Here is a 7,178-nt window from a genome sequence, read left to right as displayed (position 1 = left end):
GGAACACCTGCTGCGGAGGTCCTAGAACCCGGAGTGCAGAACCCGCGCGGACCGGTTCCGGGCTCAGGCCGCGCGGGCCTTCTTCAGCCGCTTCTCGAGTTCCTTCTTGCTGAGGTCCTCGCCCTCGAGCTTCTTCATCCGCATGATCACGACCGGGCACTTGATGCAGCGGGTCTTCTTACGGCAGCACTTCTTCTTCGGGGTGAGACGCGCAATCTTGCTCACCTTGACCTTGCCCATTCGCGTCCCCATCCTGCCTTCCACGGACGTGCTCCCGACCGTGGAAGGCAGGTTAGCATTCCCTTACCGAATTGCGGGAGAGCCGTGCACCGGGAAATTTCCGCGCACGACGCACCGCGGATCCGTCGATTCCTTGACGTCGCGCAGGCGGCGCAGCGTGTCGGGTGCGAACGCGATGTCGGCGCCGTCGTGGTGACCGAGCATCGACAGGGGCAGCGGGCCGCCGTGCCACGGCTTCAGGATGTCGAGGGCCGCGTCGATCGCCGCCTGCGCCGGCTCGATCGCCTCCGGGACCGGCGCCATCGCCAGCATCATCGCCATGTACTCGGCCTCGACCCGCCCGCACGCCGCCGGTCGCGCGGGATCGTCCCGGAACGCGCCACCGAGATGCCGGACCTGGGCCTGCATCAGTCCGCACGCGGGGTCGGACACACGGTCCAGCAGCGCGGTGAGCACCTCGTCGTCCAGCGAGACCAGTGACCCGGATCCGGTCAGCGCGGGCGACGGATCGACCGGTTCCTCGCACACGTCGCCGATCGTGCTCGGCCGCAGCGGACCGATCGTGCTGCGCAGCACCGTCCCGGCCCCGGCGATCGGGCGGAGCAGCGCCTCCAGGGCCGCGGTGCCCCCCAGCAGCACCGCGTCCACCGCGCAGAACGACCGCCCGCGGATCTCCTCGGGCAGCTCCGGGATCGGCGGAAAGTGCAGCACGGACGCGAACAGCGTCAGCTCCCGCGGCGCCACCGTCGTGACCTCGGCGAACGCCCGCCAGACGCGCGGGGCATCCTCGACCGGGAAGAGCAGGCGCCCCCCGGCCAGTTCCGGTGCCGGCACCAGCGCGATCTCCACGGCCGTGACGATTCCGAACTCGCCTCCGCCGCCGCGCAACGCCCACATCAGCGATGCGTCGGTGGAATCGTCCACCCAGCGGTGCGTTCCGGCCGCGTCGACCAGTTCCACCGCCCGGAGCGAGGCGGCCCCGGTGCCGTGGGCGCGACCGAACCAGGACAGGCCACCGCTGAGGCAGAACCCCACGACCGTGACGTCGGGACTCGAACCGAGCATTCCGGTGAGGCCGGTGCCGTCGAGCGCGGACTGCAACTGCCCCCACTTGACGCCCGCGCCGACCCGCGCGACCCGGGCGTCGGCATCGATCCAGATGTCGTCCAGGGCGGAGGTGCGGATCAGCAGCGCCTCGTCGAGCGCGGTCGTGGCGCCGTGCCCGCCGGGCTGCGCGGTCACCGGCAGCCGGTGCTCGATCGCGAAGCGCACGGCGTGCACCACGTCGGCCGCGGTCCGGGCGTGCAGCACCGCGCGCGGACGCTGCGGAACCGCCAGGTTCCAGGCCTGAGCGGCGTGCGGGAACTCGTCGTCGGTGGGCAGGATCAGCGCGCCGTCGATGCGGGCGGCGAGGTCGGGGAACGGGATCCGCGGGACGGTCGTCGATGTTGTCGTCATGCGGAGAAGCGTGTCCGTGTCCGGCCGGCGGAAAAATCCCCGAAGTGCGGGGAATCGCGACCCCCAGAATTCTGGGGTGTACCAAGATCGGGTGCGTCCTGCACACTTTTCAGGTGAGAACGTTCCGCGCCGAGGCTGCCCGCGCCGGCATCGAATCCTTGTCCCGCGCCGGACTTCCGTGGGACGCGTTCGGGATGGAAGCGCTCGACATCCTGGAAAGGGCGGTGCCGTTCGAAGGGGTGTGCTTCGCCACCATCGATCCGTCGACCACCCTGGTCACCAGCTCGATCAAGGTCGGGATCGAGGATCCGTGCGAGGAACTCTTCGCGTACCACGAATACGTGGAGGACCGGGTGAGTCTGTTCACCGATCTCGCCCGCCGCGACGTGGGCGTGAGCATCCTGCACGACGAGACCGCGGGCGACCCGTACCGCAGCTCCCGGTTCCGCGACCTCATCGAACCCCACTTCGGATTCGGGCACGAGTTGCGTGCCGCGATGAAGGCCGGCCGCAGGACCTGGGGCGGGATGGCCGTCTACCGGGCCCCCGAATCCAGCGGTTTCAGCCCGGCCGAAGCCGACTTCGTGCAGAGCGTGTCCGGGCTGCTGGCGCGCGGCGTCCGGGCCGGACTGATCGCCACCACCGCCGAGGCCAGGGCGGAGTGGACGGAACCGCTCGACGGGCCCGCCGTGGTGGTCTTCGATGCCCACGGCGAAGTGGAGATGGCCACACCCGGCGCCGAGCAGCGCGTCGAGGAACTCGGCGGCTCGCTGTGGGCGGATCCGCCGCCCGCGCTCACGTCGACCGTCGCGGCCGCACGCTCGCTGCAGGCCGGCCGGACCGGCTCGGTGCCCCGCCTCACCGTGCGCTCGCGGACGGGGGAGTGGCTCGTCGTGCACGCGTCGCCGCTGGCCGGTCGCGGTGAGGGCACGCGGATCGCGGTGACGATCGAGCAGGCCGGCGCCGCGGCGGTGTTTCCGCTGGTGGTGGCCGCATTCGGATTGACCGGGCGCGAAGGCGAGGTCGTCGAACGGGTGCTCCGCGGCGACAGCACCGCGGAGATCGCGCGGCGTCTGCACATGTCGCCGTACACCGTGCAGGACCACCTCAAATCGGTGTTCGCCAAGGCCGGGGTCACCAGCCGCCGCGAACTGATGTCGACGGTGTTCTTCGATCACTACGCCGCCCGCAAGAACAGTGCCGTGCGGTGCGACGGATGGTTCGACGGCGCCACACCCGACGGCGAATAGGCGTGGCGAACATCACGTCGGGCGGGCTGAGCTGGGGTAACCGCGGTCCATCGGCGCGGACACGGTTCGGCGGCCTGTAAGATATACAAGGCCGCAGTGCCTGCGCGGGCCGGTTCACGGTCACGTCGGGTGTCTCGCATTCGCGTCGCGGCCACCGAGACGAAACGCCGTACGGGCGAGGTGCCGACCGGGTCCAGTGCCGTGTGGCCGGACTACAGCCAGGAGAGCCATCGCGTGAGCACCGCTGATTTTCGGAACGTCGCCATCGTCGCGCACGTCGACCACGGAAAGACCACCCTCGTCGACGCCATGCTGCGCCAGTCGGGCGCCTTCGCCGAACGTGCGGAACTCGTCGACCGGGTCATGGACTCCGGCGACCTCGAGCGCGAGAAGGGCATCACCATCCTCGCGAAGAACACCGCCGTGCACCGTCACCACCAGGACGGTTCCGTGACGGTCATCAACGTCATCGACACCCCCGGCCACGCCGACTTCGGTGGTGAGGTCGAGCGCGGCCTGTCGATGGTCGACGGTGTCGTGCTGCTCGTCGACGCCTCCGAGGGCCCGCTGCCGCAGACCCGCTTCGTGCTGCGCAAGGCGCTCGCCGCGTCGCTGCCGGTGATCCTGGTCGTCAACAAGACCGACCGCCCCGACGCCCGGATCGCGGAGGTCGTCGAGGAGAGCCAGACGCTGCTGCTCGACCTCGCCTCCGACCTCGACGACGAGGCCGCCGAAGCCGCCGAACTCGCGCTCGAGCTGCCCGTCCTCTACGCCTCCGGCCGCGAGGGCAAGGCCAGCCGGAAGCAGCCGGAGAACGGCCAGGTTCCCGACGCCGAGAACCTCGACGAGCTCTTCGAGGTCCTGCTCGAGTGCATCCCCGCCCCGAAGGGCAACCCCGAGGCTCCGCTCCAGGCGCACGTCACAAACCTCGACGCGTCCGAGTTCCTCGGCCGCCTCGCGCTGCTGCGCATCCACAACGGCAAGCTCCGCAAGGGTGACACCGTCGCGTGGATGCACGCCGACGGCGTCAAGAACGTCAAGATCACCGAGCTGCTCAAGACGATCGGTGTCGAACGCCAGCCGGGTGACGAGGCCGTCGCGGGCGACATCGTCGCCGTCGCCGGCATCCCCGACATCATGATCGGCGACACCCTCGCCGACACCGAGAACCCGGTGGCGCTGCCCACCATCACGGTCGACGAGCCGGCCATCTCGATGGTCATCGGCACCAACACGTCGCCGCTGGTCGGCCGCGTGCAGGGCCACAAGCTCACCGCCCGCATGGTCAAGTCCCGCCTCGATTCCGAGCTCGTCGGCAACGTGTCGCTGCGCGTCCTCGACATCGGACGCCCGGACGCGTGGGAGGTGCAGGGCCGCGGCGAGCTCGCCCTCGCCATCCTCGTCGAGCAGATGCGCCGCGAGGGCTTCGAGCTGACCGTCGGCAAGCCGCAGGTGGTCACCCGGACCGTCGACGGCAAGCTGCACGAGCCCTACGAGGAGCTGACCATCGACAGCCCCGAGGAACACCTCGGTGCGATCACGCAGCTCCTCGCGAACCGCAAGGGCAAGATGGTCCAGATGACGAACCACGGGACCGGCTGGGTCCGTATGGAATTCATCATCCCGTCCCGTGGCCTGATCGGGTTCCGCACCGACTTCCTCACCGAGACCCGCGGCACCGGCATCTCCAACGCGATCTTCCACGGCTACGCGCCGTGGGCCGGTGAGATCCGTGCCCGCCACACCGGTTCGCTCGTCTCCGACCGTTCCGGCTCGGTCACCCCGTTCGCGATGATCCAGCTCGCCGACCGCGGAACGTTCTTCGTCGAGCCCGGCAGCGACACCTACGAAGGCCACGTGGTCGGCATCAATCCGCGTGCCGAGGACCTCGACATCAACGTCACCCGCGAGAAGAAGCTCACCAACATGCGCTCTTCGACCGCCGACGTCATGGAGACCCTCGCCAAGCCGATCGAGCTCACCCTCGAGGCCGCGCTCGAGTTCTGTGCCGTCGACGAGTGCGTCGAGGTCACGCCGGAGGCGGTCCGCGTGCGCAAGGTGCACCTGTCCGCGACCGACCGTGCCCGCGCGCGTTCGCGCGAGAAGGCCCGGAACAAGTAGCAGTCCGGGTGGTGGCCCCGATTCGTTCCGGGGCCGCCACCCGAGCCGTTGTCCGACGGAGGGGAGGCTCGGTTGTTGCGTTCGCGCGTCCGGAGACGGTGCCGGCCACTGGTGATGGCCGGAATCACCGCTCTGGTCACGGGGTTGGCGGCGTGCACGGCCTCTCCGCCCCCGCCGATCGAGCAGACCGAGCCGACCCAGACCCCGGCGCCCGCGCCGCAGCGCAACACCGTCGTCGTCGCCATCGACGACATCGGCGCCGGATTCAATCCGCACCTGCTCGCGGACCAATCGCCGGTCGGCAACGCCGTCGCCGAACTGGTGCTGCCGAGTGCGTTCCGGACCGTGCCGAACCCCGCGAACCCGGCGCTGGTGGACCGTGTTCCCGACGAGTCGGTGCTCGTGTCGGCCGAGGTCACCTCGGAGAACCCGTTCACGATCACCTACCAGTTGCGCACCGACGCCCAGTGGTCGGACAGTGCGCCGATCGCCGCCGAGGACTTCCGCTACCTGTGGCAGCAGATGATCACCCAGCCCGGGGTCGTGGACCCGTCCGGGTACCGGCTGATCGAGGGCGTCGCGTCCTCCGGGGGCGGCAAGACCGTCACCGTGACCCTGCGTGAGCCGTACCCGGCGTGGCGTGAACTGTTCTCCGATCTGCTGCCCGCCCACCTGGTCAAGGACACGCCCGGCGGCTTCGTCACCGGATTGGCCGAGTCGATCCCGGTGTCCGGTGGCCGATTCTCCGTCGACTCGGTGGACCGCGGCCGCGGTGAGATCCTGCTCGAACGCAACGACCGCTTCTGGGGGCTGCCCGCCCGGCCGGACGAGATCCTGCTGCGCCGCGGCGGCACCGATTCCCAGCTGACCGACTCGATGCGCACCGGCGACGTGCAGGTCGCGCAGGTGCGCGGCGGATCGGCCCTGCTCGCCCAGCTCGGTGCGGTTCCCGGCGTCCGGGCCGGCACCCAATTGCAGCCGCGCACACTCGATCTCACCCTGAACGCGCGGACCCCGGAATTCGCCGATCCGCGCGTGCGCCGCGGCGTGCTGGGTCTGCTCGACCCGGACCTGCTCGCCACCGTCGCGGCGGGAACCGAATCTGCGGTCGTTCCCGCTCGTGCCCAGGTGCTCGCTCCCTCGGATCCCGGCTATGCGCCGTCGATGCCTCCGCGACCCTCCCGCGAACAGGCCCTCGGCCTGCTCGCCGAGGCCGGATACCTGCCGGCGCCGCCGCCGGCTCCGGTCGACGTTCCGGACGGTGCGTCCGGCGCGCCCGTGGCGACGGCGGCACCCGCAACCACTCCGGCGCCGGCGCCCGAGACCGAAACCGAAGGACTGCTCGTCCGCGACGGCGCGCCGTTGACCCTGGTGATCGGTGTCGTCGAGGACGCCGGGGTGCCTCTCGCGGTCGCGCGGACCGCCGCCGATCTGCTGCGCGGGGCCGGCATCCGCGCGACCGTCACCGCGCTGCCGGCCGACGAGCTGTACGGCGACGCGCTCGTCGAAGGCCGGGTGCACGCCGTCGTCGGCTGGATGCGGGCCGGAAACGATCCGGCGACGGCCGCGCTGTCGAGATTCGGGTGCCTGCCGGTTCCGCCCCCCGTGGTCGGCACGCCTCCGTCCGATGTGGTCGGCACGCCTCCGCAGGAAACCACCGACTCCGACCCGGCACCGACCGCCCCGGCCCCGACCCCGGCCGACGAGCCCTCCCCCGAGACCGAGGTCGTCGAGGAGGACGCGGTGATCGCGCAGCTCGAGGCCCCGAGCAATCTGAGCTCGGTGTGCGACCCGTCGCTGACCGCCGACCTCGACGCCGCGATCCGCGGGAACGGTGACGTCCACGAGATCCTGACGAACGCGCAGCCGAAGCTGTGGGACCTCGCCGTGAACCTGCCGATCGTGCAGGACCGCACGGTCGTCGCGGCCGGCCCCGGAATCGACGGCGTATCGCTGGCCGGTGCGGTACCCGCGGGTGTCGTCGCCGACGCCCCCAACTGGTGGAGGACGACCCCGTGACCGACGCTGCCCGGCGGCTGCTGCTCGTGCATGCCCATCCCGACGACGAAACCCTCACCACCGGCGGGACCATCGCCCGCTACGTGGCAG

At 70.7% G+C, this 7,178-nt stretch carries 5 protein-coding genes and 1 pseudogene; 4 read left to right on the top strand and 2 right to left on the bottom strand.

From position 1 onward, the window contains the following. Positions 1-63: 63 nt before the first annotated feature. Both I0Q12_RS19995 and I0Q12_RS19990 read right to left on the bottom strand, forming a co-directional pair. Entirely contained in the window at positions 64-252 is a 189-nt protein-coding gene (locus I0Q12_RS19995; protein ID WP_197253938.1) for a hypothetical protein, read from the bottom strand. A 51-nt stretch (positions 253-303) separates the two neighbouring features. Further along, positions 304-1,698, bottom strand: a complete 1,395-nt coding sequence (locus I0Q12_RS19990) for an FAD-binding oxidoreductase (RefSeq protein WP_197253881.1) — start codon at positions 1,696-1,698, stop codon at positions 304-306. A 113-nt stretch (positions 1,699-1,811) separates the two neighbouring features. Here I0Q12_RS19990 and I0Q12_RS34950 point away from each other — a divergent pair, with 113 nt between their 5' ends. The 4 genes and pseudogenes from I0Q12_RS34950 to I0Q12_RS19970 form a co-directional block, all read left to right on the top strand. Beyond that, positions 1,812-2,948, top strand: a complete 1,137-nt coding sequence (locus tag I0Q12_RS34950; RefSeq protein WP_197253878.1) for a LuxR C-terminal-related transcriptional regulator — start codon at positions 1,812-1,814, stop codon at positions 2,946-2,948. A 234-nt stretch (positions 2,949-3,182) separates the two neighbouring features. Next, complete coding sequence (gene typA / locus I0Q12_RS19980) at positions 3,183-5,069, top strand: translational GTPase TypA (RefSeq protein ID WP_197253876.1); 1,887 nt, start codon at positions 3,183-3,185, stop codon at positions 5,067-5,069. A gap of 114 nt (positions 5,070-5,183) precedes the next feature. Beyond that, complete coding sequence (locus I0Q12_RS19975; RefSeq protein WP_197253874.1) at positions 5,184-7,088, top strand: ABC transporter family substrate-binding protein; 1,905 nt, start codon at positions 5,184-5,186, stop codon at positions 7,086-7,088. Continuing rightward, positions 7,085-7,178: pseudogene (locus I0Q12_RS19970) on the top strand (PIG-L family deacetylase); the annotation flags it as partial. The gene I0Q12_RS19975 and the pseudogene I0Q12_RS19970, both read left to right, overlap by 4 nt.

The sequence above is a fragment of the Rhodococcus sp. CX genome, assembly GCF_015865005.1.
Taxonomy (GTDB): domain Bacteria; phylum Actinomycetota; class Actinomycetes; order Mycobacteriales; family Mycobacteriaceae; genus Rhodococcus.
This window is presented reverse-complemented; position numbering and strand designations above follow the sequence as displayed.

Coding starts and splice junctions, on each gene's coding strand:
- I0Q12_RS19990 (WP_197253881.1), bottom strand. CDS start 1,698: ATGACGACAACATCGACGACCGTCCCGCGGATCCCGTTCCCCGACCTC.
- I0Q12_RS19975 (WP_197253874.1), top strand. CDS start 5,184: ATGGCCGGAATCACCGCTCTGGTCACGGGGTTGGCGGCGTGCACGGCC.
- I0Q12_RS19995 (WP_197253938.1), bottom strand. CDS start 252: ATGGGGACGCGAATGGGCAAGGTCAAGGTGAGCAAGATTGCGCGTCTC.